Here is a 21,856-nt window from a genome sequence, read left to right as displayed (position 1 = left end):
GCCCCGGCGGGCCACCGCCCCGGAGCGCTAGGCGACGCCCAGCCCCTCCAGGACCGTGGCGCCGGGCAGTTCGGCCAGCGCCTTGCCGGGCACGATGAGCTTGCCGCGGCGACTGCCGCTGCCGATCAGGGCGTAGGGGGTGTCCGCGGCGGCCGGGTCCACCAGCAGCGGCCAGCCGGCGGGCAGGCCGATCGGGGTGATCCCGCCGTACGCCATCCCGCTCTCGCCGACCGCCTGGTCCATCGGCGCGAACGAGGCCTTGCGGGCGCCCAGATGACGCCGCACCACGCCGTTGACGTCGGCGCGGGTGTGCGAGAGGACGACACAGGCGGCCAGCGTGGTCTCGCCGCCGCGTTTGCCGGCCACCACCACGCAGTTCGCCGACTGCTCCAGCAGCCAGGAGCCGTAGCGCTCGACGAGCAGCGCGGTGTCCGCGATGGCCGGGTCCGTGTCGACGAAGCGCAGCTCCTCGACCGGTACGGATCCGCTCCAGGAGCGGAGCGCGGCGGCCACCGGGTCGGGCAGCAGGTCCAGGCACTGCACGGCGGGCCGGACATCGTCGAAGGCATCCATCGGCACGGGCATGGCGCCAAGTTAACAGCCGTGACGGGGGCGGGGCGGACCGTCTCAGCGGGCGAGCGGGATGATCACCGACATGGTCATCTCGACCGGTTCCGTACCGTCGTTGCGGTAGCCGTGCGCGACCTTGGCCTCGAACGTCGCCGAGGCGCCGGCCGGCACCGTGTGCTCCGCACCGTCCACGATGAGCGTCAGCGTGCCGGCCCGTACGTGCAGCAGTTCCACGGTGCCGGGCGGATGCGGATCGGAGGCGCTGCTGTCGCCGGGCATCAGCCGCCAGTCCCACAGTTCGTAGGGGCCGGGCGCCTCGGCGCCCACGAGGAGCGTGGTGGAGCTGCCGGCGTCGGTGGACCACAGCCGGACCGCCTCGCTCGGCGCCACGATGCGCACCTGCGGGCCCTGTTCGTAGTCGAGGAGCGTGGTGATGCTGACGCCGAGCGCGTCGGCGATCTTGACGGTGGTTCCCACGCTCGGATTGGTCCGGGCCTGCTCGATCTGGATGATCATGCCGCGGCTGACCCCGGCGCGGGCCGCCAGCGCATCGAGGGTGTAGCCGCGCTCGGCGCGCCAGTGCTTGAGATTGCGGGCGAGCGACTGCGTGAGCTGGTCGAGATCCGTCACGGTCCGTCCAAGTCGAAGGGCAATATATTGGATGCAGCGATTCAGTAGGCTGTACTACGGTGTGGTGTACTTCAGCGTCCGGTTCACTGTACTGCGAGGTTTCACCATGACAGCGGTCTTCGCCCTGGCCACCAGCCTTCTGTGGGGGCTCGCCGACTTCGGCGGCGGACTGCTCACCCGACGCCTGCAGGCGCTGACCGTGGTGGTCGTCTCGCAGGTGCTGGCCGCTGTGGTGCTGGGTGCCGTGGTGGTCGCCACCGGCGGCTGGCGGGAGGCCGGGCCGCAGCTGTGGTTCGCGGTCGGAGCGGGCGTCGTGGGCCCCGCCGCCATGCTCTGCTTCTACCGCGCCCTGGCGCTCGGCCCCATGGGCGTGGTCTCCCCGCTCGCCTCGCTCGGCACCGTCCTCGTACCGCTCGGAGTCGGGATCGTGGCGGGCGAGCGGCCGGGACTGCTGCAGGCCACCGGCATGGTCGTGGCCGTGATCGGCGTCCTGCTGGCCGGCGGCCCGCGGATCAGCGGCGCGTCCGTGGCCCGTCAGACCCTGGTGCTGACGATGGTGTCGGCGCTCGGGTTCGGCGCGGTGATGGCCCTGATCTCGGAGGCCTCCACGACCGTGACCGGGCTCTTCCTGGCGCTCTTCGTCCAGCGGGTGTGCAATGTCGCCGTCGGCGGCGCCGCCCTGTACGCGTCGGTGCGGCGCGGCACCCCGGCCCTGCCCGAGGGCGGGCTGGCAGCCCTCCGGAACGCGCTGCCCGCGCTCGGCTTCGTCGGAATCGCCGATGTCGCCGCCAACGGCACCTACGCCCTCGCCGCCCAGAACGGGCCGGTCACCATGGCCGCGGTGCTCGCCTCGCTCTACCCCGTCGTCACCTCGCTCGCCGCACTCGGCGTCCTCAAGGAGCGCCTGCGCGCGATCCAGACCGCGGGCGCCTCCCTGGCGCTGGTCGGCTCGGTGCTGCTCGCTTCGGGAAACTGACGCAGGGGGCGGGAGAGACGGGCGGGGCACGAACGACAGGCGGCGCCCCGTCCGCGCCCCGCGTGCCCGTCCGCCCGACGGCGCATCAGGACGCTTCGTACGCCCCCTCGGCCCCCGCGGCCTCCTCGGCTTCCTCCGCCTGCCAGGCCCGCAGCGCGACCAGCTGGTCGGGGGTGACGTCCTCGGGGATCGGCACCGGTGCCGGTGTGCGCAGCGGCGGCTGCCAGCCCTGCCGGGCGTCCCAGCGGCGGACGATCCGGGCGGGCGCGCCGGCCACCACCGCGTGGTCGGGGACCTCGCCGCGGACCACGGCTCCGGCCGCGACCACCACGTTCCGGCCCAGCCGCGCGCCGGGCAGGATCACCGCCCCGGTACCGATCCAGCCGCCGGGCCCGATGGCCACCGGCTCGCTGCGCGGCCACTGCTTGCCGACCGGCACCTCGGGGTCGTCGTAGCTGTGGTTGGTGGTGGTGACGTAGACCCCGGGACCGAAGAAGCAGTCGTCGCCGATCGTCAGCCGGACATCCGCGATCACATGGCTGCCGCGGCCCAGCACCACGCCGTTCCCCAGCGTGAGGATCGGGTCCGGGCCGAGGTCCAGGTCCGGCATCATGCCCGCCGTCAGCGTCACGTCCTGGGCGATGATGCAGTGGTCGCCGAGCTCGATCCACGGGTCGCCGAAGACCGTGCCCTGCGGATAGGCGAGCCGGGTGCCGGGACCGAGCCGCCGGAAGCGGTACGGGCCGGGGCGCTCGGCCGTGACGGCCGCGACTTCCCTCACCCAGCGCGCGCCGCGGTGCACGGCACGCGACACGGCCCGGCGCCGCCAGGCCGCGACGGATGAGAACACGTTCTGGTTTATCGGCACCCGCACACCGTACTCAGCCCGCGGGCGGCGGACCGCGCGCCGGGCTGTGATCTTCGCCCCACCGGCCGCCGACCCGGCCCGGCACAGCGGCCGTCGTCTACGGTGCTGTTGGCGCGGCGCATCACGACGAGGAGATCCGGACATGGCAGGACGGGCGTTGATTTCACCGGTGGGCGGCAAGGAGCCGAAGGTCGATCAGGAGGCATTCACCGCCCCGACATCCGTCGTGCTCGGCGAGGTCACCATGGCGGCGGGCTCCAGCGTCTGGTACCACGCGGTGCTGCGCGCCGACTGCGGCCCGATCGTGCTCGGCGCCGACAGCAACATCCAGGACAACTGCACGGTGCATGTGGACCCGGGCTTCCCGGTGCACGTCGGCGCGCGCGTCTCGGTCGGGCACAACGCCGTCCTGCACGGCTGCACCGTCGAGGACGACGTGCTGATCGGCATGGGTGCCACGGTCCTGAACGGCGCGCACATCGGCGCCGGCTCGCTGGTCGCCGCGCAGGCGCTGGTCCCCCAGGGCATGCGCGTGCCGCCCGGTTCCCTGGTAGCCGGGGTGCCGGCGAAGGTCAAGCGGGAGCTGACCGACGAGGAGCGCGAGACCATCAAGCTCAATGCCGTGATGTACGGGGAGCTGGTGGCCCGGCACCGCGAGGACGTGCCGGACACCGAGGGCTGACGGCCGTCGGCCGCCGCGGGGCGGACCATGGACGGTCCGCCCGGCGGCGTCCAGCTCAGCTCCGGGCAGCGGCGGCGGTCAGCGCGGAGGACAGCAGCTCGGCGTCGAACAGGGTGGCGTCCGCGAGGCGGTTGGCGTTGGCGTACGCGTTCAGCATCAGCTTCGCGGTCCGCAACGACGAGGGGGAGCGGCGGACCAGCGGCTTGATCCACCGGGTGACGGCGCCGTCCAGCTGTGCCTCCGGGACGACCTTGTGGAGGATGGACAGCTCCTGGGCGGTGGCGGCGTCGAAGGTGTCGGCGGTCAGTATCAGCTCGCGGATCCGCGCCGCGCCCGCCTCGTGCAGCAGCCGCGGCATGATGCCTCCCCAGGCGGGCGGCACCCCCAGCCCCAGTTCCGGCAGCCGGAAGCGGCAGGTGTCCGCGCCCACCCGCAGATCGCAGAAGACCGCGAGCCCCACCCCGGCTCCGACCACCCCGCCGTGCAGCCGCGCGATGGTCACCGCGTCGGTGCTCGCGAGGGCATCACACACCCGGCGCGCCTTGTTGCCCAGGGCGCGCAGCCCCACCCCGCTGGGGTCCTCGGCGAGCAGGGCCGGGAACTCCGCCCGGTCACCGCCCAGGCAGAAGTCCTCTCCCGCGCCGGAGAGGACGAGGACCCTGATGCCCAACTCGTCGTCCAGGGCCCCCAGTACGACGAGCAGCTCGTCGAGGATCTCCCCCGAGATGGCGTTGCCCGTCTCGGGGCAGTTCAGCTGCACCGTGAGGACGGGCCCCTCATGCGTCACGAGGAGGGACTTGAAGTCGTGGATCATGGCCGTTCCTTGGTGTGAAGTTCCGCTGTGCGGGAGACCGGTGCCGGGTACGTCAGACACGGGCGACCGGAAGTGTGATCAGGCGGCGGAAGGCCACCCGCGGCTCCCAGCGGGGAGGGGCGCTGATCCGCAGACCGGGCAGCCGTTCCAGCAACGCGGTGAGCAGGCAGTCGGCCTCCAGGCGGGCCAGCGCGTTGCCGAGGCAGAAGTGGATTCCTCCGCCGAAGCCGAGATGGGCGGGCCGGCGGCGGATGTCGAAGGTCTCGGGGGCGGCGTAGTGGGCCGGGTCGTGATGGGCGGCCCCGGCCATGAGCTGCACCATCTCGTTCTTGCGGACGGTCACCCCGGCGAGTTCGGTCTCCTCGGGAGCCACCCGGCTGATCATGTGTATCGGGGCGTCGTAGCGGAGCACCTCGTCGACGGCATCCGGTATCTGCTCGGGGTGGATACGCAGCCAGTTCAGCTGGCGCGGATGCTCCAGGAGCAGCCGGACCGTGCCGGAGAGCACATGTGACGTGGTCTCCAGCGCCGCCAGCAGCATGAACAGCGCGAGGGAGTACACGGCGCGGTCGGCGGCTTCACGGTCGGGCTCCTGCGTGTCCCAGATGCGGAGCCATGACGAAACCGGGTCGTTCCCCGGTCTTTTCCTGCGCTCCTCCACCAAAGCAGTGAAGTATTCGTGCAATTGTCGACTCGACTCTTCGGACAGTGCGAGTTGACTCGGCGTCGGGAACAATTCCTGGGTGTACACCTGGTCATGGGTGAGCGAACGCAGGAATGCGTAGTCGGCCCGCGGAATCTGCAGCCATTCACCGATGGTGATCACCGGAAGTTCTTCACTGACCATTGCGCAGAAATCCGCAGGGCCGTACGCGAGTTCCTCTTCGAAACGGTCGAGCAGCCGATGGGTCGTCCGCTCGACCGACGCCCTCATCCCGGCCAGGGAGTTGCGGTCGAAAACATTGCCCACCGAACGCCGCACACTGGTGTGGTGCGGCGCGTTGAGCATCGGCAGAGTGCCGCCCATCTGGCGTGACGCGCTCGTGTTCCACCGGGCCGCGTCGTCCTGGCGGGCCCGCCAGGCACTGTCCGGGACCCGCCAGGATCTGCTTCGCAAAAGCTGGTGGCACAGCCCGTACGACGTCACCAAGTGGCCGCCCCAGGGCGCCGGAACGACATCCCCCATCGCCCTGAGTTTCGCGTACAACGGCAAGGGATTCGATTGACCATCGGCCGTGCGGAGACGGGAGAAAACCGAAACCACACTGCGCCGGTCAACGGGGGCAGCGGCCAGAGCGGGCTGCAAGGCGACACCTTCTTTCCGAAGATCACTCATTGGTCGCCAACCCTGCATACCCCTACGGCTGAACGTTCATGCGACCCTCGAACACCAGAACTGTCGCGTGCGTCACGCTCGCCACCAACTGAGGAATCCGCTCCACCAGCTGCCTTTTTGAGACGTGCGCTGCTCTTCCCGCGCCCGTGCCCCTCCCGCGCCGGAAGCGCCTGCCGCCCCGGGCCCGGGCCCCCGACGCTCACTGCGCACCGGGGTGAAGCGGGCGGGCAGGGCGTTGAGCGCCCGGTGGAACGGGCCGGGCCGCCAGGTCAGCGTGTCCGCAGGGACGCCCAGCTCGATGTCGGGCAGCGCGTTCAGCAGCTTCTCGATCGCCCGTATCGCGATCAGCAGCGCGGGGTCCTTCGCCGGGCAGGCATGCGGCCCGGCTCCCCAGGCCAGGTGGGCCCGCTTGCTGAAGGTCTGCCGGCCCGCGGACAGGCTCGGGTCCCCGTTGGCCGCCGCGAAACTGATGAGCACCGGGGTGCCGGCCGCCAGCTTGTTCCCGGCGAGCTCCACCTCGTGCACCGGGTAGTGGGTGGCGTAGTTGGCGATCGGCGGACTGTTCCAGAGCACCTCGTTGAGGGCGTCCTCGACCAGGACATCGCCCCCGCCCTGCTGGCCGTCGACGAACTGCTCGTCGGACAGCAGCAGCCGCAGCGCGTTGGCGATGATGTTCTGCACCGGCTCGGTGCCCGCCCCGATGAGCAGCGCGAGCTGGTGGACCATCTCCTCGTCCGTCAGCCGCGACCGGTGCTGCATCAGCCAGGAGGTGATGTCGTCGCCGGGAGTGCTGCGCTTCAGGGTGACCAGCTCGAACAGGGCACCCGCCATGGCCTGGTTCGCCCGCTCCACATCGACACCGTCGAAGAGGTTGGAGATGGCGCTGATCAGCCGGTCGCCGATCTCCGCCGGGCAGCCGAAGAGGTCGTTGAAGACGAGCAGCGGCAGCAGCTGCGCATAGTCACCGATCAGGTCCGCCTTGCCCCGGACGCTGAACTGGTCGATGAGGTACGCCGCGACGCGGTCGACATGCCTGCTCACCCGGTGCATGTCCAGCAGCGCGAAGCTGTCCGTCACCGCCTGGCGCAGCCGCAGGTGCTCGGCGCCGTCGGAGAACATGCAATTCGGCCGGTACATCATCATCGGCAGCACGGGGCTGTCCGGCGGGATCTGCCCCTCGTTCAGCGCGCGCCAGCGCCGGGAGTCCCGCGCGAAGGTGTCCGGGTTCTGCAGGACTTGGAGCGCGGTGGCGTAGTCCGTGACGAGTTCGGCCTCCACGCCGGGGGCGAGCTCGACGGGCGCGCTGGGGCCGTACTGCCGCAGCATGTCGTAGAAGGCGTCCGGGGCGGCGGCGAATTCCGGTCCGTGCAGGGGCACCCTTTTGCCGTCGGCGTGCGCGGGGCAGCCGGGCGGTGGAGTCTGGTATTCCGAGTGAGATTGCATGCCTGAACTCCTAGTTGAGGCGGGACTGGAGATAACGGACGAGGGCGATCAGGGAATCCGCCGAGGAACGCTGGTCCCGTGCGTCACAGGTGACAACAGGCGTCTCAGGAAGGAGGTCCAGTGCTTCCCGGATCTCGTCGAGCGAATGCGTGGGAGTCCCGTCGAAGTGGTTCACCGCGATCGCGTAGGGGATTCCGTAGTGTTCCACCAGGTCCATGACAGGGAAGGACTCGTCGAGCCGCTGGGGGTCGACGAGGACCAGCGCCCCGAGCGCCCCGCGCGTCATGTCCTCCCACACCTGCACGAAGCGCTGCTGGCCGGGCGTGCCGAAGAGATACAGGACCAGTTTCTCGCTGAGCGTGAGCCGGCCGAAGTCCATGGCGACGGTGGTCGTGGTCTTCCCCGGCGCACCTTTCGGATCGTCAATTCCCGCGCCCGCCTGGGTCATGACCTCTTCGGTCCGCAGCGGAGGAATTTCGGACAGCGTCCCGATGAATGTGGTCTTTCCGACGGCGAAGTGTCCGACCACGAGGATCTTCGCCGCAGTCTGCACTGAATTGCGCAGGTACACGCCATCATCCAAAGCGAGCCTGGAGCCCATGCAGCACCTCCTCAAGGATTTCCCGGTCGACGAGCTGAGCGCTCGGTATGGGTGCGCGGGAATAGAGATGGCCCTCCCGCGCGAGATCGGACACCAGAATCTTGACGACACCCACCGGAAGCCGGGTGTGCCCGGCTATCTCGGCGATCGAGAGGAAGCCTCCCGAACACAGCTCCAGCAGACGGACCTTCTCCGGATCAAGGGGCTTGGTCCGGGGCGGGTCCGCGTGCACGGTGACCAGAGTGATCAGCGAGAATTCGCTGCCGTCAAGAAGATCGCGGCCGTTGGTGATGACGTACGGCCGTACTAATTCCGCTGCTTCGTGTTCCAGCTCCGGCTCGTCATCAGTGGTCATGGCTGAATATCAGCCCTCTCGCGCGGCGGGCTGGTCAGTGCCTTGCCGAGCTGGCCGACGAGCTGCTGCATACGGAACGTGATCTCCGCCATGTCGACATCGGGGGACGCCGACACCGCGAGATACGCGCCCTCCCCGGCAGAAATGAGAAATACCCAGCCATGGTCGAACTCCACCAGCGTCTGCCGCCATTGCGGACGGCCGGCGGACCGGCCGCCATGGCAGAAATCGGCGACCGTACGGCTCAGCGACTGCATTCCGCTCATCGCGGCGGCGACGGTGTCGGCGTGGTCCCGGCCGACTTCCTTCGAGCGGGCCATGAGGAGGCCGTCGGCGGAGACAAGAATGGCGTGCTGCGCTTCGGGCAATTCCAGAGCACTGTCAAGCATCCACGACAGATCGTAGTTCACTGAACCTCATGCCCTTCATTGCTTGCATTAGTGGAACGACGGCCGGATTGCGTGCCGCGCTGGAATGCGCCCATGACGGACGCGGTCTGCGCGCTGTCGCGGGCCGGGGATTGCGTGCCCTCGGAATCGGTCGGCACGATGGATATCGCACCGCGGCGGCGGCGCTTCGGCAGACCGCCCGCGGTCGTCTCGGCAGCCGGCTGCCCCGCGGGCGGGGGGCCGGGGTGGTGGCGGCCCGCGGCCGGGTACGCAGGGGCGGCGGGGGCCGGAGCCGGACCGCCAGGAGCCGGTTGACCAGGAGAGTTCTCGGGCGGCAACGGAGCGGACGCGGCCACGGCAGGGCTCTCCTCGGGCTCGTGCAGAGACGTCAGTAGATCGTCGGGGAGCAGCACGACCGCGCGCACGCCGCCGTAGGGAGAGGTGGAGTCCACGGAGACGCTGAAGCCGTAGCGGGCGGCGAGCACACCGATGACGGTGAATCCGAACTGCGGCGGGTTTCCGAGGCTGGAGACGCTGGCCGAATTCTCGCTCGACAGCAGCTGGGCGGCCCGCGCCTTCTCCTCCTCGTTCATTCCGACACCGGCGTCGTCGACGACGATGCACACGCCCTTGGGCACCGGCCGGATATTGATCTCGATCATCGTTTCCGGCGCCGAATAGCTGGTGGCGTTGTCCAGCAGCTCGGCGAGCACCAGCGCAACCGGCTCCACGGCGCGGCTCACGATGGCGAAATTGCTCTGCGACCGGATCTCGACACGGGTGAAATGGCGGATACGGCCCTTCGCACTGCGCACCACATCGTAGAGCGAGGCGTTGTGCCGACGCCGGCCGAGCCAGCCGTCGCAGAGGACGGCGATGGACTGGGCGCGCCGCGCGAACTGCGAGTTCATGTGGTCGATGTCGAGCAGATCCTGGAGGATCTTGTGCTCGCCATAGGATTCCTGCAGCTTGGAAATCGCCAGTTGCTGTTCACCGGCCAGACCCTGCAGCGTCCGCATGGCGGCCTTCAGCGTGGTCTTGGTGGCCTCCTCCGCCCGGTCCTTGGCTTCTTCCACGGCCTCCGTGTAGTGGTCTTCAAGAGTGGCGTACTGCTGCTTGAGCTCGGCCTTTTCTTGTCGAAGTTCCGTGATCTTTTTTCTGCCGCGAACAATCGCGGTTGCGGCGACAGGGGTGCCAGCGATCAAACCCCAGAACGCTGGATCCTGGAAGTATTGCGTCATAGGACTCTCTTTGGACGACGGAGCCACCAGGTGGCGCATGTCTGGCCACGACGTACGGAATCAATCGCGCTTCCGGACATACGTGAACGGCCACACACAGTCGCCTGCCAGAAAGCCATCGAAGGGCCGGCTAATGGCATAGTTCTCCCCGGGGTGGCGGTTTTCATAGGCCAATGCGCGGAATCTCTTTCCCGCCATATCAGGTGACTGACCCGTTGGCAAGTGCGATGATCTTAGCATCACCGCAACACCCTCCGTCCAACGGCGATCTGAACACCGGACAGACCTGAAGGAGATTCAACAAAGCCCTGTTTTGGGGCCATTGAGCGCCAGGCGGAGCCCAGCGCAAGCGCGCCCGGCTATTTCTGACGGGTTGTTAGCGCGATCCGGTGTGACCTGGACCACGCAGCAGGGGAGGCCGCCAACCCCTCGCGCCGCCCGGTCCCGGACCGGTCCGGCCGTGGCCGCCGCTGGTCAGCGATGCGGGGTGTCGTGAACGTAGGTGATCTCGCCGCCGCGGACCCGGACGACGCGGACGGTCATGCCGCGGTCGGTCCCCCGCAGGTAGTGCGCCGTGCAATGGGTCCAGGCACCCTTGACCGCGCGCAGGTCCCTGGCGCAGTCCACCGAGCGCGGCCCCCGGGGGATCACCGGAAGCGACAGATGACCCGAGATGGAGCGGGCGACCTCGTCGCGCGGGACGGCGTCGGTCGTCCCGTGCACCTCGCTGGTCGCGTGCCGGTCCCCCAGCCACTGGTTGCCCGCCGTGAGGCTGCCCGCCAGCAGAGCCGTGCCGGCCAGCGCCAGGCCGACGACTCGCAGTTTCCGCACGGCTCTCCTTCCCGCGGGCACACACGTCCGGCGCCGGCCGTGCCCACCGGCCGGGTTCACGGACCATTCTCACGGCCGCTCCGGCGTCGGCAACAGGAGGGCACGCCCGTGCGACCACCTGGGCGACAGTGCGTCAAAAGTGCGTCAGGCGGACGGCACAGGCCCCTGCATCTGCTCGCTGATCCAGTGCAGCGAGTCGGCCATCCGCCGGATGTAGGTGTGGCCGCTGTGCTCACCGTCCGGTATTTCGAAGAGCGTGGAGTGGACCGGCCCGCCGGTGTAGTCCTTGATGAAGCGCTTCACATCGGGCACCGCCGCCTCTTTGCTGCCGAGTTCGAAGGCCAGGTAGACGGACAGGCCGCGCCGCGCGGCAAGCCGACGTGCCAGGTGGCGCGGGTCGTTGGCGCGCATCTCGGCTGGATGCCCCTGCCACATCGGCGAATCCGGCGCCGTGTCGGGGCCGTTGACGATGGCCGCCTTGAACTTCCGCGGCTCCTTGAGCACGGCCTTCAGCGCGGCGAACCCCCCGGACGAGGAGCCCATGAAGGCCCAGCCGTCACGGCTGTCGTACGTACGGAAGTTGGCCCGCGCGAAGTCCGGGACGTCCTCGGTCAGCCAGGTGCCCATCTTCGGTTGCCCCGGGATGTCGCTGCCGTCGTAGTACTTCCGGCCGGGGTTGAGCACCGGCATCACGACGATGAACGGCAGCGTCTTGCCCTGCCGCGACCACTCGGCGATCCGCTCCTCCAGCGCAAAGGCGTCCCCGGCCCAGTAGTTGAACGGATAGCCGTAGGCGCCCGGCAGGGCGATCAGTACCGGGAAGCCGCTCGTGGCGTACTGCGGCTGGTGGTACTCCGGCGGCACCCAGGCCCAGATGTCCCCGGTGAAACCGGACTTCCGCCCGTGCCACTTCGTCCGGACGACCGCGGTGCCGTCCCCGGTGGTGCGGAACGGGGTGAAGGAGGAGCGCGGGCCGCGCGGCGCGGCCACCCGGGGCGCGCCGTTGCGGGCGTCCGCGGCATGCGCGTGCAGCCGCGGCACGCCGGAGGCGTCCACGAGGTCCCTGCCGCCGCCGCACCCGGCCAGCAGCCCCAGGGCCACCACACTCACCGCAGCACGGACGCGCAGGCACTTCATCGGGACGTTCTCCTCGGATACTCGGGCCGACCGCGGGCAGCCACGCTGCCACTGCGACGCCGGTCGAAAGACACCACTTTAAGATCGGCAGAACGGACCTCGACGCCGACCCCGGCCACCTGACCTGGCAGTCCGTCCTCCCGGCGTCGCCAGGTGGCCGCGCGGCACGTCAAATGCGGCGGCCGCGTTTCCCTCGTTCGATGAGCCCGCTCGTTCTTAACCGGTCGGTCGGTTCTGGCAAGGTGGGTTCCCAGTTCGGAAGGGCGCGGCGCTGTGCCGTGGTTGGGGATGACCGATGACCGCGTGGGCCGATCACCGGCCTCCGCCCGGCGTAGTGGGGCGGGCCGTTGAGCATGAGCAGGTGTCCGGACTGCTGAGCGGTTTTCCGCTGGTGACGCTCACCGGGGCCGCCGGGGTGGGCAAGAGCGTGCTGGCCCGTGCCGTCCTCGCGGAGCACACCGCCCGGCACGGCGGCACGGTCCTCCGGGTCGGCTGCTGGGACGGCCTGTCCGGGGGCGGCCCGGCCGAGGCGCTGCTCCGGGCGGCGGGCCAGGCGGACACCACGTGCCGGGACTCCGCGCGGCCCCTCGCCCGGCAGACGGCCGAACCCGGCATCGGCCCCACGCTGCCCGGCCGGGCGGGCCGTACGGGCACCCCCGCGGCGAGCCCTCCCGCGGGCGGCACGGCCCTCGCGGCGCTGGCCGCGTACTGCCGGCGGCAGCGCGCGACCGTTCTGCTCGACGACTGCGACCCGGTACGCGCCGAGTGCGCCCGGCTCGTGCGGCGGCTGCTGCGCGCCGACCCGTCGCTGCGCATCGTGGTGACCGCGCGCGGCCCGCTGGGTCTGGCCGAGGAACGGGTCGTCGAACTCGCCCCGCTGGCGGTGACGCTGGGCGAGGGGATCGCCGGACCGGCGGTCGAGCTGCTGGCCACGCGGACCGGAACCGCGGCGCCCGAGCTCCTGGTCGCCGTGTGCCAGGCGCTGGAGGGCTCCCCGCTGGCGATCGCGCTGGCCGCGCACCAGTTGGACCGGATGTCCTTGCCGCAGCTGGCGGCACAGGTGGACTCGGACGGTCCGCTCTTCTACGCGGGCCCCGCGGCCACCGTGCGCCACACCTCGCTGCACGCCGCGCAGGCCGCGGGCTACGCCCTCTGCTCGCCCACCGACCGCCGGGTGTGGGCGAGGCTCTCGGTGCTGCCCGGCGATTTCGACCCCTGGCTCGCCGGATGCGTCTGTGCCGGCAGCGACGTCCCGGCGGCGGCGGTCGACGGCGCGCTGGAACGGCTCCGTACGGTCTCGGTCGTCGAGCGGGTACGGGAGGCGGGCGGCGTGCACGAGGACACCGGGGCCGCGCTCCCGCCGCGCTACCGACTGCCGCGCGCCGCCCGCGACTTCGGGCGCGCCCAGCTGCGCGAGGCGGGCGAGGAGTCCGCGGCCCTGCGGCGCTTCCGGCAGGCCTGCGCGGCGCTCGCGGCCGAGGCGCAGATCGCCTGGCAGGGCCCGAACCAACAGGTGGCCGTGCGGCTGGTGGAGGACGAACAGGCCAATCTCGACGCGGCGCTGACCCGGCCGCCGCAGGACGCGGAGGACGCCCTCGGCGCACTGGAGATCGCGGTGTCCCTGTGGTTCCACTGGGCCGCCTGCGGATTCCGCCGCGAGGGGCGGGCCCATCTCGACCGGCTGCTGCTGCTCTGCCGGGAGGACACCGCGCTGCGGGCCCGGGCACTGTGGCTGGCCGGCTACCTCGCCGCGCAGGAACAGTCGCCGGCCGCCGCACAGGCCCTGCTCGACGAGGCGTGGACGGCGGCCGTGCTGCATGCGGACACCGACGGACTGGCCCGTATCGCGCATGCGCATGCCGTACGGGAGCTGTACGGCGGGGACACCGCGGCGGCCGTGTCCTGCCTGGAGGAGGCGACCCGGCACCAGGCCAGGGATCCGTGGTTCGGTCCCGGGCCCGCGCACAGCTGGGCGCTGCTCGCCATCGCCCTGGCGCCGCTGGACGGAGAGCGGGCGCGGGCGGCGGCCGGCCGCGCCTGGGAGACCCGGCACTCCGACGGCGATTTCTGGCTGTACTCGACGGTCCTCTACGCCCGCGCCCTGACCGAGAGCGCCCACGGGAAACCGACGGCGGCGCTGCGCGCGTGCCACAAGGCGCTGGAGGCCAAGAAGCTCATCGGCGACCCGCTGTTCATCGCGGGGGTCCGCCACACGCTGGCGGAGCTGCGGCGGACGGTGCGCAAGGGGCCGGCGGCACCGGACGCCGGCGAGGAGACCCCGTGGTGGCAGCGCGGCGGGACCGGCGTACGGGCGCGGCCGTTCTTCTCACGGCTGCGGGCCGGCTCGTGAGGGCCGGGCCACCCGCGGCGGGCCGCCGGGGAACACGCTGGGTGACACGCCGATCGCGTTCGGGATGCGGGAGCGGGGGGCCGGTCGCATGCTGGGAGGCATGAAGCGTGCCCCCGTGATCGTGCATCCGCCCTGTACCGGCGGTCGCCGTGTGTCGCTCAACGGACAGGATCTGGGCCGGGCGCTGCGGCCCGGTGATGTGGCCGCGATACTGCGCCGGGCCGGTTTCGGCACCGCGAATTTCGTCTGGGACGACACCGGGGTCTTCGAATGGCGCGACGGCGGGCCCGATGTCTGGCTGATGACCTGACGTACGGGCCGCCAACGGGACCGCGGCGTCACCTGAGTTGTGCCGGGTGAGCCGCGGACTGCCGTACGGACCGCGTGGCGGCTCGGCGAGGGTCAGTCGACGGTCACGGTGACCGGCGTCTCCGCCGCCTCGCGCGCGGCGGCGGCCTTCTTCGCGCGGTACTTCATGAGGAGGAAGGACCCGACGCCGAAGAGCAGGGCGGCGACCAGTCCGAGCCAGGAGAAGCGCTTGAGCCACGACTCGGCGACGATGCCCACGCTGTAGATCAGCGCGGTGGTGCCGCCGGCCCAGACGATGCCGCCGAGGACGTTGGCGATCAGGAACTTCCAGTACGGCATCTTCAGCACGCCGGCGAGCGGTCCCGCGAAGATGCGCAGCAGCGCGACGAAGCGGCCGAAGAAGACCGCCCACATGCCCCACTTGTCGAACTTCGCCTCGGCCATGGCGACATGGTCCGGGCCGAAGTGCTTGGGGAACTTCCGGCCCGCCCACTGCAGCAGGGGCTGGCCCCCCTTGCGTCCGATCAGGTACCCGATGGAGTCACCGAAGATCGCGCCCGCGGACGCGCAGGCACCCAGCACGAACGGATTGATGTGGTCCTGGGTCGCCGCGAGGATCGCCGCGCTGACGAGGACGATCTCGCCGGGCAGCGGAATGCCCACGCTCTCCAGTCCGATGACCACCCCCACCAGGAGGTAGACGCTCACGGCCGGTACGGTCTCGAGCCACTCCTGGATGTGCAACGCCGCTTCCTCCGCTGGTGTAGGGCCCCCGTGGGCCGTGCGCCGGCAGCCATGACAACGGTGCCGGTCGATCCCCTGGCGCGCCTCGGCACGCCCGGGAAGCGTACTCGATGGCGCCGGCGGAGGGCCGGATCCGCGGACGGTGCGCAACACCTGTCCCCGCGGCCCGGCCCGGGTGCCGAGCGGCCCCTCGGAAACGGCGACGGCCCGCCGTGCGGGGCACGACGGGCCGGGGAAACCCCGCTGTGAATCAGCTCACTTGTTGGGGCGCAGGGTCCACACGATGCTCATCTCGCCGGTGACCGCGCCGTCCTCGCGGGTGATGGCGATGTTCACGGGGAACTCCGGGCGCTCGCCGGCGTCGAGCTCGGCGACGACGTCGGCCACCGGCCGGCCCAGCTCCGCGGTGGCGGTGACCGGTCCCATGGCGAGCTTCTTGTAGCCGATCTCGGCGCGCACGGCCAGCGGCACCGCCCGGCCGAGCTGATCGCCGAAGGCCGCCATCACGATGGCGCCGCTCGCCGACTCGGCGAGGGTGAACATCGCGCCGGCGTGCGGTCCGCCGACGTGGTTGTGGAAGTCGGCCTGGTCGGGCATGCGGACCACGGCGCGCTCGGCGGTGGTCTCGGCGAACTCGAGGTTCAGGGTGCGGGCCATCGGCACGGAGGCCGCCATCATTTCGCCGATCGACGGCAGGGTCTCGGAGGACATGGGCGTCATGTTACCTAGCGGTAGCTTAGGTGTGAAGGGGCGGGCGCGCTCCGGCCGCCGGGACCGTCTCGGACACCGCGGCCCCACGGCAGCGCCCTGCGGGGATATCCGTGTGCGGCCCACGCAGCGCCTTGCCTATCGTTGGCGCCCATGCGGCCAGGACAACAGCACAGCGAAGACGGAGGGGTGCGGGCCCCCGCGCACCTCGTGCGCCGGGCGGCGGGCGCCCCGGACCGGGCGCGCTTCCCCGCGGCACCCTCCGTGCCGGTGCCCTCTTGGTAGGCGCCCGCCCCGTATGGGCGGGGCGCAACTACCTGCTGCTCACGAGCGCCACGGTCATCGCGAACCTCGGCAGCTCCGGCGCGCTGATCGCCACCGCCTTCGCGGTGCTCGCGGCCGGCGGCTCCGCGACCGACGTCGGCCTGGTGGCGACCGCGCGGACGGTCGCGCTGGTCCTCTTCCTGCTGCTCGGCGGCGCGGTCGCCGACCGGCTGCCCCGGCACCGTGTGATGGTCGCCGCGAACGCCCTGAGCTGCGTCTCCCAGGGCCTGTTCGCGCTGCTCGTCCTGACCGGTGAGCCGCGGCTGTGGCAGATGGCGGTGCTGGCGGCCCTCGGCGGCACGGGACAGGCGTTCTTCGCGCCGGCCGCCGAGGGCATGGTGCTCGCCAGCGTCTCCGGCGACCAGGCGGGGCGCGCCTTCGCGGTGTTCCGCATGGGCATGAACGGCGCGAACATCGGCGGAACGGCGCTCGGCGGCGCCCTGGTCGCCGCGGTCGGCCCCGGTTGGGTGCTGGCCGTCGATTCCGCCTCCTTCGCCGTCGCGGGCCTGCTGCGCACGTTCCTCGACGTCGGCGAGGTGGCCGCGCGGGCCCCCGGCGGCGGTGTGCTGCACGATCTGCGGGACGGCTGGCGCGAGGTCGTCTCCCGGCCGTGGCTGTGGGCGGTGGTGGTGCAGTTCTCCCTCGTCAACGCGGTGGTGTCGGCCGCCGAGGCGGTCTACGGGCCGCTGGTCGCCGAGCAGCACCTGGGCGGCCCCGGGCCCTGGGGACTGGCACTGGCCGCCTTCGGAGCGGGCACGGTGGCCGGCGCCCTCATGATGACCAGGGTCAGACCGCACCGTCTGCTGCTCACCGGTTCGCTGTGCGTCTTCCCGCTCGCGCTCCCGTCCGCCGCGCTCGCCGTGCCCCTGCCCGCGACCGGACTCGGCGCGATCATGTTCGGCACCGGGGTCGCGGTCGAGGTCTTCGCGGTGATGTGGATGATGGCGCTGCACCAGGAGATCCCCGAGGAGAAGTTCTCCCGGGTCTCGTCCTACGACTGGCTCGGGTCCCTGGCCATGGTCCCGCTCGCCACCGCGCTGGCCGGCCCCGTACAGGACCTCATCGGCCGGCCGGCCGCGCTGTGGGGCTGCTCCGCCGTGATCGTGCTGCTGACGGCGTCGGTGCTGTGCGTGCCCGATGTGCGGCGGCTGACCCGGCGTGCGAGTCCGGAGCCCGCGGCCGCAGGGGCCCTCCCCCGCCCGGCCGGGGCGGGGGAACCGCGCACCGCGGAGGCGGAATGACCGGTCGCCGCGGCCCCGGTGCGCAGCCGCGGCGGGCCGTGCTCAGCCGACGCTGAACGCGCCGTCGGGTGGCATGGGGGACGCCACCGCCTCGGCATCGCGTACCGGGACCGCGTCCGCGATCAGCCGCCGCAGCGCCGCACCGTGCTCGACGCGGGCCGGGAACGCGTCACCGGCCGTCCGCCGGGCCAGTGCGGCGATCGGGAGCGGTGCGCGCGAGGCGAGCAGCACGGCATTGCCGAACCGGCGGCCGCGCAGCACCGAGGGCTCGGCGATCAGCGCGAGGTGCTCGAAGACGGCGGCGAAGTTGGCGAGTTGGCCGCGCAGGAAGCCGAACGGGGCGCCGTCCGCGAGGTTCGCGGCGTAGCAGCCGTCCGGCCGCAGCACCCGGGCCGCGGCCCGCGCGTACTCGACCGAGGTGAGGTGCGCCGGCACCCGCGAGCCGCCGAAGACGTCCGCCACGATGACGTCGGCGCTGCCCTCCGGCGCCGCCTCCAGGGCCGTCCGGGCGTCCTCGGCGTGCACCGTGATCCCGCAGTCGCCGGGCAGCGGCAGATGTTCCGCCACCAGCGCGAGCAGTCCGCGGTCGGCCTCGACGACGTCCTGCCGGGAGTGCGGGCGCAGCGCGGCGAGATAGCGCGGCAGGGTCAGTGCCCCGCCGCCCAGGTGCAGCGCGTCGAGCGGCCGCCCCGGGGCGGCGACCTCGTCCAGGACGTGGGCCAGCCGGCGCACATACTCGAATTCGAGATGGGTGGGCACGTCGAGGTCCACGTACGACTGGGGTGCGCCGTCCACCGTGAGCAGCCAGGCGCGCGGCCGGTCGACGTCCGGCAACAGCTTGGCGGTGCCGCAGTCCACGGTCCGGGTGACGGGTATCGGCTCGGGTGCTTCGTCCACCGTCCCATTGTGCCGGTGCGGCCGCGGGGCCCGGCCCCGGCCGCACCGGGCCCGTCGGCCGGTCCGGTCAGTCCGACCAGACCTGCCGGATCCGCGCCACGTGGGCTGCCGCCTGGCGGCGCCCCGCCCGGGCCGCGTCCGCGCGCTTGGCGGGGTCCAGGACGTTGCGGCCGAACGCCGAGCGGGCCGCGCGGTCGGGGGTGAGCACGCACACCCGGGCGCCCCGGCGGGCCAGTTGCTCCCCCTGCGCCCGCGGACCGGCGATCGGCCCGCCACTGGCCGCCATCGGCGCGACGACCACCACCCGGCCGTATCCGGCGGCCAGGTCGGCGTTGGCGCTGGAGTGCACGCCGCCGTCGATCCACCGGGTGCCGTCGATGGTGACCGGCGGATAGATGCCGGGGACCGCGCAGCTCGCGCCCACCGCGTCCAGCAGCCGCACCCCGCTGGTGTCGTCGAAGGCGGTCCGCTCCCCCGTCGCGGCATCCACCGCAGTGATCAGCAGGCGGCGGGCCGGCCAGTCCGTCAGGTTCAGGGTCCGGGCGAGCACCGTGCGCTGTTCCGCCTCGGTGACGGTACGGGCCCCGAGCGCCAGCTTCCCCATCCGTGCCCCGAAGGAGGCCGTGTCCCGGGAACGCAACGCGATGGCCGCGAAACGGGCCAGCGCGGCCGGGCCCATACGGGCGGCCGAGCGGCTCTTCCCGGGCGCGGCGAGCTGGTGCTCGTACAGCTCCTCCACGGTGTGGTGCCGGGAGGTGAGGTGGGCGCCGACGATCGACCCGGCGGAGGTGCCGATGACGACATCGGCGTCGGCGAGGTCGAGGCCCGCCTCGGCGAGACCGGCGAGTACCCCGATCTCCCAGCCGATGCCGGTGAGGCCCCCGCCGCCCAGGACCAGTGCCGTGCCCGCCATCGGGCCTCCTTCCGTGTCCGGCCGACCGCCCGCCGTCGCGGGGCGGTCGGGGCCTCGTACCCGTCCATCCGGGCGAGCAGTCTCGCACCCGCGCGCCCGCCGCGACAGCGGGCGGCTGCGTGCGGCACCCCGAGAGGTACCGCACGCAGCCGCGACGGCCCGCGGTTTCTACTCCTCGACGGTGCGGACCGTGCCCGCGCCGACGGTGCGGCCGCCCTCCCGGATGGCGAAGCCCAGGCCCCGCTCCAGCGGCACGTCCCGGCCCAGTTCGACCGACACCGTCACCGTCTCGCCGGGCCGGGCAACGCCCCGCTCGCCGAGGTCGAGGTCGCCGACCACGTCCGCGGTGCGGATGTAGAACTGCGGCCGGTAGCCGGTGGACAGCGGCGTACGGCGGCCGCCCTCCTCGGTGGAGAGCACATACACCTCGGCGGTGAAGCGGCGCCGCGGTGTGACACTGCCCGGCGCGGCGACCACATGCCCGCGGCGCACCTGGTCGCGGTGCAGGCCCCGCAGCAGCAGCGCCACGTTGTCACCGGCCTCGGCGGACTCCATGGGCTTGCCGAACGTCTCCAGCCCGGTGACCGTCGTCTCCACCTCCGCGCCGAGCACCGCGACCCGGTCGCCGACCCGCACCGTGCCGCGCTCGACGGCTCCGGTGACGACCGTGCCGCGACCGGTGATGGTCAGCACGTTCTCCACCGGGAGCAGGAAGGGCGCGTCGACATACCGCTCGGGCATCGGGACATAGGTGTCGACGGCGTCCAGCAGCGCGTCGATCGCCCCCGTCCAGAGCGGGTCGCCCTCCAGGGCGCGCAGCCCCGAGACCCGTACGACGGGTACGTGCTCCCCGTCGTATCCGTGCGCGCCCAGCAACTCGCGCACCTCCAGCTCCACCAGGTCGGTGAGCTCCGGGTCGCCGGCGTCGGCCTTGTTGAGGGCCACGACGATGTGCCGGACGCCCACCTGCTTGGCGAGCAGCACATGTTCGGCGGTCTGCGGCATGATCCCGTCGAGGGCCGAGACGACGAGGATCGCGCCGTCGAGCTGCGCCGCGCCGGTCACCATGTTCTTGATGAAGTCGGCGTGGCCGGGCATGTCGACGTGCGCGTAGTGCCGGGTACCGGTCTCGTACTCGACGTGCGAGATGTTGATGGTGATGCCGCGGGCGGCCTCCTCCGGGGCCCGGTCGATCCGGTCGAAGGGCACGAACGCCCCGCTCCCCCGGTCGCTGAGGACCTTGGTGATGGCCGCGGTGAGGGTGGTCTTGCCGTGGTCGACGTGGCCCATGGTGCCGATGTTCAGGTGCGGCTTGGTGCGCACGTATGCCGTCTTGGGCATGTGGTTTTCTTCCTCGCAACAGTGCGGTGAGAACGGCGACTTGGCGCCGTGGGGACCCCTGAGCCCGGCCGACCCTCCCCCTGCGGGGTCCGCCGGACGATCCGGAGAGGGTCAGCTTCGTGCGCCGTCGGCCACTGCGGCGGCCGGGACGGCGACCGCGGCGGCGTCTGCGGGAACGCAGGCGGCGAGGGCCGCGAGGAGATCGACGGCAGCCTTCGGCTCGTCCGCGACTGCGGACGGGAGCGGGAGGAAGGCGTACCGGAACATGCGCCTTATGGTGCCGGGCGCCCGCCGCGGCGTCGACTGAATTATCCGGCGCCTTGTCCGGGGCTCCGTCGGGCGCACGTTCCTGAGCTTGGCACCGGCTGCCGTCGTGGTGCCCGCACGGGCACGAGCCATGTGCGCAGCCTTGCGGCTCCCCGGCACCCCGGTCGGTTACGCTCCCTGAATGCTCCCGCCCGCCGCGGCGCCCGCCGGCGCCGCCGCCCGCTGCTCGCGCGTCCTGCTCGCTCCCCGCTCCCGGCTGGGCCTGTTGCTGGCCCTGCTGGCCTGCGGCGCGGCCGTGACGCTGTGGTGGCAGCCGCAGCATCTGCTGACCGACGCCCGGCCCGCCCAGGTGTCCGGCCCCATCGCCCTGGTGGTCTTCGCGCTGGCGTACGGAGCGTGCACCGCCTTCTTCGTTCCGCGCCCGGTCCTCAATCTGGCGGCGGGCGCTCTCTTCGGCAGCCAGGCCGGGCTGGCCACGGCGCTCGCCGGCACGATGCTGGGCGCCGCGCTGACGTTCGGGCTCGGCCGGCTGCTCGGGCAGGACGCCCTGCGCCCGTTGCTGCGCGCCCGCTGGCTTGCGGCCGCCGACCGGCAGTTGAGCGAGCACGGCTTCCGGTCGATGGTGGTGATCCGGCTCCTGCCCGGTCTGCCGTTCTGCGCCATGAACTACTGCGCCGCTCTCTCCCGCATGGGCTGGTCCCCCTACCTCGCCGCGACGGCCCTCGGCAGCATCCCGAACACCGCGGCCTACGCCGTGGCCGGCGCCCGGGCCTCGACGCCCACCTCACCGGTGTTCCTCCTGGCCATGGGCTTCATCGCGGTCAGCGCGCTGGGGGCGCTGGTGGTGGCGTGGTGCAAGCGCAAGGCGCTGCGCGGACGCTGACAGCGG

General features: G+C 72.0%; 25 protein-coding genes. 7 read left to right on the top strand and 18 right to left on the bottom strand.

Features of this window, described 5'->3' with window-relative positions:
* Nucleotides 1–27: 27 nt before the first annotated feature.
* Together AB0411_RS05420 and AB0411_RS05415 are read right to left on the bottom strand one after the other, a co-directional pair.
* Nucleotides 28–585 (bottom strand): YbaK/EbsC family protein, encoded by a 558-nt coding sequence (locus AB0411_RS05420; RefSeq protein WP_366415901.1) that lies wholly within the window; start codon nucleotides 583–585, stop codon nucleotides 28–30.
* 42 nt (nucleotides 586–627) lie between these two features.
* Nucleotides 628–1,200, bottom strand: coding sequence for an XRE family transcriptional regulator (locus AB0411_RS05415; RefSeq protein WP_366415900.1), 573 nt, complete (start codon nucleotides 1,198–1,200; stop codon nucleotides 628–630).
* A 106-nt stretch (nucleotides 1,201–1,306) separates the two neighbouring features.
* Here AB0411_RS05415 and AB0411_RS05410 point away from each other — a divergent pair, with 106 nt between their 5' ends.
* Nucleotides 1,307–2,176, top strand: a complete 870-nt coding sequence (locus AB0411_RS05410) for a DMT family transporter (protein ID WP_366415899.1) — start codon at nucleotides 1,307–1,309, stop codon at nucleotides 2,174–2,176.
* Between the two features lie 85 nt (nucleotides 2,177–2,261).
* Here AB0411_RS05410 and AB0411_RS05405 read toward each other — a convergent pair whose 3' ends face one another.
* Nucleotides 2,262–3,044 carry an acyltransferase gene (locus AB0411_RS05405; RefSeq protein ID WP_366415898.1) on the bottom strand — a complete coding sequence of 261 codons (783 nt, stop codon included), beginning with the start codon at nucleotides 3,042–3,044 and terminating at the stop codon, nucleotides 2,262–2,264.
* A 142-nt stretch (nucleotides 3,045–3,186) separates the two neighbouring features.
* Here AB0411_RS05405 and AB0411_RS05400 point away from each other — a divergent pair, with 142 nt between their 5' ends.
* Complete coding sequence (locus AB0411_RS05400) at nucleotides 3,187–3,726, top strand: gamma carbonic anhydrase family protein (RefSeq protein ID WP_366415897.1); 540 nt, start codon at nucleotides 3,187–3,189, stop codon at nucleotides 3,724–3,726.
* 55 nt (nucleotides 3,727–3,781) lie between these two features.
* Here AB0411_RS05400 and AB0411_RS05395 read toward each other — a convergent pair whose 3' ends face one another.
* Nucleotides 3,782–4,540, bottom strand: coding sequence for an enoyl-CoA hydratase/isomerase family protein (locus AB0411_RS05395; protein ID WP_366415896.1), 759 nt, complete (start codon nucleotides 4,538–4,540; stop codon nucleotides 3,782–3,784).
* Nucleotides 4,541–4,592: 52 nt separating this feature from the next.
* Nucleotides 4,593–5,567 carry a cytochrome P450 gene (locus tag AB0411_RS05390; RefSeq protein ID WP_366415895.1) on the bottom strand — a complete coding sequence of 325 codons (975 nt, stop codon included), beginning with the start codon at nucleotides 5,565–5,567 and terminating at the stop codon, nucleotides 4,593–4,595.
* Here AB0411_RS05390 and AB0411_RS05385 point away from each other — a divergent pair.
* Nucleotides 5,557–5,766, top strand: a complete 210-nt coding sequence (locus AB0411_RS05385) for a hypothetical protein (protein ID WP_366415894.1) — start codon at nucleotides 5,557–5,559, stop codon at nucleotides 5,764–5,766. The two genes, AB0411_RS05390 and AB0411_RS05385, sit on opposite strands and share 11 nt — an antisense overlap.
* A 182-nt stretch (nucleotides 5,767–5,948) precedes the next feature.
* Here the strand turns inward: AB0411_RS05385 and AB0411_RS05380 are convergent, their stop codons facing one another.
* The 7 genes from AB0411_RS05380 to AB0411_RS05350 all read right to left on the bottom strand — a co-directional run bounded on the left by AB0411_RS05380 (nucleotide 5,949) and on the right by AB0411_RS05350 (nucleotide 11,873).
* Entirely contained in the window at nucleotides 5,949–7,319 is a 1,371-nt protein-coding gene (locus AB0411_RS05380; RefSeq protein ID WP_366415893.1) for a cytochrome P450, read from the bottom strand.
* Between the two features lie 10 nt (nucleotides 7,320–7,329).
* A complete protein-coding gene (locus tag AB0411_RS05375; protein ID WP_366415892.1) occupies nucleotides 7,330–7,920 on the bottom strand; it encodes a GTP-binding protein in 591 nt (196 codons plus the stop codon).
* Entirely contained in the window at nucleotides 7,895–8,275 is a 381-nt protein-coding gene (locus AB0411_RS05370) for a DUF742 domain-containing protein (protein WP_086717732.1), read from the bottom strand. Before AB0411_RS05370 ends, AB0411_RS05375 begins: the two co-directional genes overlap by 26 nt.
* Nucleotides 8,272–8,685, bottom strand: a complete 414-nt coding sequence (locus AB0411_RS05365) for a roadblock/LC7 domain-containing protein (protein ID WP_086717734.1) — start codon at nucleotides 8,683–8,685, stop codon at nucleotides 8,272–8,274. The genes AB0411_RS05370 and AB0411_RS05365 overlap by 4 nt, the downstream gene beginning before the upstream one ends.
* The gene (locus AB0411_RS05360; protein ID WP_366415891.1) at nucleotides 8,682–9,905 is read right to left on the bottom strand and encodes an ATP-binding protein; all 1,224 of its coding nucleotides are present in this window, start codon (nucleotides 9,903–9,905) and stop codon (nucleotides 8,682–8,684) included. The genes AB0411_RS05365 and AB0411_RS05360 overlap by 4 nt, the downstream gene beginning before the upstream one ends.
* 474 nt (nucleotides 9,906–10,379) lie before the next feature.
* Entirely contained in the window at nucleotides 10,380–10,736 is a 357-nt protein-coding gene (locus tag AB0411_RS05355) for a DUF4333 domain-containing protein (protein WP_366415889.1), read from the bottom strand.
* A 144-nt stretch (nucleotides 10,737–10,880) separates the two neighbouring features.
* A complete protein-coding gene (locus tag AB0411_RS05350; RefSeq protein WP_366415888.1) occupies nucleotides 10,881–11,873 on the bottom strand; it encodes an alpha/beta hydrolase in 993 nt (330 codons plus the stop codon).
* A 295-nt stretch (nucleotides 11,874–12,168) separates the two neighbouring features.
* Here AB0411_RS05350 and AB0411_RS05345 point away from each other — a divergent pair, with 295 nt between their 5' ends.
* Together AB0411_RS05345 and AB0411_RS05340 are read left to right on the top strand one after the other, a co-directional pair.
* A complete protein-coding gene (locus tag AB0411_RS05345) occupies nucleotides 12,169–14,223 on the top strand; it encodes an ATP-binding protein (RefSeq protein WP_366415887.1) in 2,055 nt (684 codons plus the stop codon).
* 100 nt (nucleotides 14,224–14,323) lie between these two features.
* Nucleotides 14,324–14,533, top strand: a complete 210-nt coding sequence (locus tag AB0411_RS05340) for a hypothetical protein (RefSeq protein WP_366415886.1) — start codon at nucleotides 14,324–14,326, stop codon at nucleotides 14,531–14,533.
* A gap of 92 nt (nucleotides 14,534–14,625) precedes the next feature.
* Here AB0411_RS05340 and AB0411_RS05335 read toward each other — a convergent pair whose 3' ends face one another.
* Nucleotides 14,626–15,276, bottom strand: coding sequence for a DedA family protein (locus AB0411_RS05335; protein WP_366415885.1), 651 nt, complete (start codon nucleotides 15,274–15,276; stop codon nucleotides 14,626–14,628).
* A gap of 255 nt (nucleotides 15,277–15,531) precedes the next feature.
* Complete coding sequence (locus tag AB0411_RS05330; protein ID WP_366415884.1) at nucleotides 15,532–15,987, bottom strand: DUF4442 domain-containing protein; 456 nt, start codon at nucleotides 15,985–15,987, stop codon at nucleotides 15,532–15,534.
* Between the two features lie 275 nt (nucleotides 15,988–16,262).
* Here AB0411_RS05330 and AB0411_RS05325 point away from each other — a divergent pair, with 275 nt between their 5' ends.
* The gene (locus AB0411_RS05325) at nucleotides 16,263–17,549 is read left to right on the top strand and encodes an MFS transporter (protein ID WP_366415883.1); all 1,287 of its coding nucleotides are present in this window, start codon (nucleotides 16,263–16,265) and stop codon (nucleotides 17,547–17,549) included.
* A 42-nt stretch (nucleotides 17,550–17,591) separates the two neighbouring features.
* On the opposite strand, the gene AB0411_RS05320 is transcribed toward AB0411_RS05325, so the two are convergent.
* The 4 genes from AB0411_RS05320 to AB0411_RS05305 form a co-directional block, all read right to left on the bottom strand.
* Entirely contained in the window at nucleotides 17,592–18,446 is an 855-nt protein-coding gene (locus AB0411_RS05320; RefSeq protein WP_366415882.1) for a spermidine synthase, read from the bottom strand.
* A 67-nt stretch (nucleotides 18,447–18,513) separates the two neighbouring features.
* Nucleotides 18,514–19,359: a patatin-like phospholipase family protein gene (locus tag AB0411_RS05315; RefSeq protein WP_366415881.1), complete on the bottom strand. Its 846-nt coding sequence runs from the start codon at nucleotides 19,357–19,359 to the stop codon at nucleotides 18,514–18,516.
* 168 nt (nucleotides 19,360–19,527) lie between these two features.
* Nucleotides 19,528–20,700: an elongation factor Tu gene (tuf, locus tag AB0411_RS05310; protein ID WP_366415880.1), complete on the bottom strand. Its 1,173-nt coding sequence runs from the start codon at nucleotides 20,698–20,700 to the stop codon at nucleotides 19,528–19,530.
* Nucleotides 20,701–20,811: 111 nt separating this feature from the next.
* Entirely contained in the window at nucleotides 20,812–20,967 is a 156-nt protein-coding gene (locus tag AB0411_RS05305) for a hypothetical protein (RefSeq protein WP_366415879.1), read from the bottom strand.
* Nucleotides 20,968–21,148: 181 nt separating this feature from the next.
* Between AB0411_RS05305 and AB0411_RS05300 the strand changes: the two genes are divergently transcribed.
* Entirely contained in the window at nucleotides 21,149–21,850 is a 702-nt protein-coding gene (locus AB0411_RS05300; RefSeq protein WP_366415878.1) for a TVP38/TMEM64 family protein, read from the top strand.
* Nucleotides 21,851–21,856 lie beyond the last annotated feature (6 nt).

The sequence above is a fragment of the Streptomyces angustmyceticus genome, assembly GCF_040701845.1.
GTDB lineage: Bacteria > Actinomycetota > Actinomycetes > Streptomycetales > Streptomycetaceae > Streptomyces > Streptomyces angustmyceticus_A.
Note: the sequence above shows the minus strand (reverse complement) of the source record. Positions and strands in the feature narration are given on the sequence as shown.

Coding starts and splice junctions, on each gene's coding strand:
- AB0411_RS05370 (WP_086717732.1), bottom strand. CDS start 8,275: ATGACCACTGATGACGAGCCGGAGCTGGAACACGAAGCAGCGGAATTA.
- AB0411_RS05305 (WP_366415879.1), bottom strand. CDS start 20,967: ATGTTCCGGTACGCCTTCCTCCCGCTCCCGTCCGCAGTCGCGGACGAG.
- AB0411_RS05395 (WP_366415896.1), bottom strand. CDS start 4,540: ATGATCCACGACTTCAAGTCCCTCCTCGTGACGCATGAGGGGCCCGTC.
- AB0411_RS05340 (WP_366415886.1), top strand. CDS start 14,324: ATGAAGCGTGCCCCCGTGATCGTGCATCCGCCCTGTACCGGCGGTCGC.
- AB0411_RS05375 (WP_366415892.1), bottom strand. CDS start 7,920: ATGGGCTCCAGGCTCGCTTTGGATGATGGCGTGTACCTGCGCAATTCA.
- AB0411_RS05315 (WP_366415881.1), bottom strand. CDS start 19,359: ATGGCGGGCACGGCACTGGTCCTGGGCGGCGGGGGCCTCACCGGCATC.
- AB0411_RS05330 (WP_366415884.1), bottom strand. CDS start 15,987: ATGTCCTCCGAGACCCTGCCGTCGATCGGCGAAATGATGGCGGCCTCC.
- AB0411_RS05350 (WP_366415888.1), bottom strand. CDS start 11,873: ATGAAGTGCCTGCGCGTCCGTGCTGCGGTGAGTGTGGTGGCCCTGGGG.
- AB0411_RS05360 (WP_366415891.1), bottom strand. CDS start 9,905: ATGACGCAATACTTCCAGGATCCAGCGTTCTGGGGTTTGATCGCTGGC.
- AB0411_RS05345 (WP_366415887.1), top strand. CDS start 12,169: ATGACCGCGTGGGCCGATCACCGGCCTCCGCCCGGCGTAGTGGGGCGG.
- AB0411_RS05410 (WP_366415899.1), top strand. CDS start 1,307: ATGACAGCGGTCTTCGCCCTGGCCACCAGCCTTCTGTGGGGGCTCGCC.
- AB0411_RS05300 (WP_366415878.1), top strand. CDS start 21,149: ATGCTCCCGCCCGCCGCGGCGCCCGCCGGCGCCGCCGCCCGCTGCTCG.
- AB0411_RS05380 (WP_366415893.1), bottom strand. CDS start 7,319: ATGCAATCTCACTCGGAATACCAGACTCCACCGCCCGGCTGCCCCGCG.
- tuf (WP_366415880.1), bottom strand. CDS start 20,700: ATGCCCAAGACGGCATACGTGCGCACCAAGCCGCACCTGAACATCGGC.
- AB0411_RS05400 (WP_366415897.1), top strand. CDS start 3,187: ATGGCAGGACGGGCGTTGATTTCACCGGTGGGCGGCAAGGAGCCGAAG.
- AB0411_RS05420 (WP_366415901.1), bottom strand. CDS start 585: ATGCCCGTGCCGATGGATGCCTTCGACGATGTCCGGCCCGCCGTGCAG.
- AB0411_RS05390 (WP_366415895.1), bottom strand. CDS start 5,567: ATGGGCGGCACTCTGCCGATGCTCAACGCGCCGCACCACACCAGTGTG.